This window comes from Bacillus sp. S4 (assembly GCF_040838205.1).
Taxonomy (GTDB): domain Bacteria; phylum Bacillota; class Bacilli; order Bacillales; family Bacillaceae_G; genus Bacillus_A; species Bacillus_A cereus_U.
Window position 1 is genome coordinate 1 of the sequence record NZ_JBFPJI010000421.1, and the last position, 2,477, is coordinate 2,477.

Here is a 2,477-nt window from a genome sequence, read left to right on the forward strand (position 1 = left end):
ATTAATATTAGACGAACCGACAAATCATTTAGATGAGACGAGTACGGAATTTCTCATTAAACAAATAAAAAATATGAGAGGTACAGTTATCGTCGTATCGCATGATCGATATTTTTTAGATGTTGTCGCAACAAAAATATGGTCAATTGAGGATAAAAAATTAATTGACCATAGCGGTAATTATACGAGTTATATGAAAGCACGTGAGCAAAAAAGAATGACGCAGCAGCGTGAATATGAAAAACAGCAAAAAAAGATAGAACAAGTAGAATCACAAATAAACGAATTAAGTTCATGGTCACAAAAGGCACATGCACAGTCTACAAAACAAGAAGGCGTTAAAGAATTTTATCGTGTGAAAGCGAAGCGAATGGATGCGCAAGTGAAGTCGAAACGGAAACGTCTCGAAAAAGAGCTTGAGAAAACGAAAGTAGAACGTGTTAAAGAAGAGTATTCAGTTGAGTTCTCTATTCAAGCGAATAAAAAAGTAGGAAAACGCTTTTTAGAAGTGAAACAATTGAGGAAAGAATTTGATGGACGAACATTATTCGAAAACGTTAATTTTACAATCCAACACGGTGAGAAGCTTGCGATTATTGGACCAAACGGAAGCGGGAAAACAACATTACTGAAGATGATTATGGGCACGGAGACTGTTCAAGGAGAAGTATGGATTTCACCATCTGCAAACATCGGTTATTTAACACAAGAAGTATTTGATTTACCACTTGATAAAACACCAGAAGATTTATTTTTTAAAGAGACATTTGAAGAAAGAGGAAAAGTCCAAAATTTAATGAAACATTTAGGGTTCCAGGCTTCTCAATGGAAAGAGCCGATTGAGCAAATGAGCATGGGAGAACGAGTGAAGTGTAAGCTAATGACCTATATTTTAGAGGAAAAAGATGTACTTATTTTAGATGAACCGACAAATCATCTAGACTTACCTTCAAGGGAACAACTTGAAAATACATTGGCTGAGTATAATGGAACATTAGTTATAGTTTCTCACGATCGATATTTTCTAGAGAAAACAACTAACACGAAACTTGTGTTTTCAAATCATATGATACAAAAGCAGCTAGAGGAACCTATTAAAACAAGAGATGATATTGAAGAGCTACGTTTAACGTTAGAAACAGAGAGACAAGAAGTATTAGGTAAATTAAGCTTTTTAACTTTTAACGATAAAGAATATAAAGAACTTGACGAACGATTTAAAGAACTTACGAAACAGATAAAAGCACTTTAATGTGATTATGGGAACCTTCTAGCTAGGAGGTTCCCATAATTACTGATTTTTATACGGGATTAAGGGGTGGGAACATGAGAGAAGAAAATTTGACTAGGTTATTTAGAATAGACTGTGGTGATATTTACTTACAAGAGTTTACCATTCAAGATGCGGAGAGTATTTATAAAATATCGAATCAGCCGGAAATAGAAAAGTTTTTACCAGACTGGAAATCAACGAAAGAACAGAGGGTTCATTGGATTATCAATGATGAAATACCAGCAAATAAAGCATTTCTTGATGCCGTGAAAACAACATCTAACATAGAGGTTCATTCTTTACAGCTGGGGATATTTATTAAAGATACAAATGAATTTATTGGATGGTGCTGTACAGGCATTAAAGAAGAACTCCCTTCACCGAACAGAGAAATTATGTATGCTATTTCAAGCGAGTATCAAAATAATGGTTACGCTACTAAAGCGACTAAAGGGTTGATTGACTATTTGTTCAAAAATACAAATGTAGATGTTCTTAACGCAGTTGCTTTAATTAACAACGTACCATCAAATAAAGTTATTGAAAAATGTGGATTTACTTATCTGAGTCAACAAACGATAGAAAACCAACTATATAATCATTATCTATTAAGTAAATCAGAATGGATAAAAAATATAGCTCTTTAAAAGGGGCTATAATGAAATGATTACAAAAAAGCTTAGAGCTAAAACTCTGAGCTTTTTTACATTCAAGTGTACCACTTACCATATCAAAGCGACAATTGGGATGGCTTCTTGATGAATTTGCTTTTCACCAAAAACAGGGCATCAAGCTGTGCATGCGAGAACCCCCTTTATAAAAATCATATATGTAAAGGAATTTGGATGATTTTGTCGAATGCATTTATCTATGAAAACACCACTTTCTCACTCGAATAATCCTAAAATTGAATCACTTCAAACTCAAGTAGAAGAACACACGGTAAAAGTGAAGGCGAGCGAAGGTTTGTATATAAAACTAACGGTTGAGTGTTAGTGGATTAAATGTTTTAAGCTATGAAATAGTTTAAATGAGGGAGGGAACGCATATCATAATTTGGTTTCGCCACTTGCCACAGATAAGTATGGATTTTTCAGAATGGACTCCTTTTATACAGAATAATTGGCATCGAAAACATTATATGAAGTTTGTATATCTACTTCAAATAATCATTTTTCTGATACCAAATTACTTTGGAGTAGAT

Annotated in this window: 2 protein-coding genes and 1 pseudogene; all 3 read left to right on the forward strand. The window is 33.6% G+C overall.

All coding sequences use genetic code 11. The annotated features are described in order from the left end of the window. Window positions 1-1,252: ribosomal protection-like ABC-F family protein (gene abc-f / locus AB3X48_RS21055; protein ID WP_367959905.1), on the forward strand; the 1,252-nt coding region annotated here is incomplete at its 5' end. 74 nt (window positions 1,253-1,326) lie between these two features. Continuing rightward, the gene (locus tag AB3X48_RS21060; protein WP_016105027.1) at window positions 1,327-1,920 is read left to right on the forward strand and encodes a GNAT family N-acetyltransferase; all 594 of its coding nucleotides are present in this window, start codon (window positions 1,327-1,329) and stop codon (window positions 1,918-1,920) included. A gap of 383 nt (window positions 1,921-2,303) precedes the next feature. Beyond that, window positions 2,304-2,477 (forward strand): annotated as a pseudogene (locus AB3X48_RS21065) (DUF3267 domain-containing protein); the annotation flags it as partial.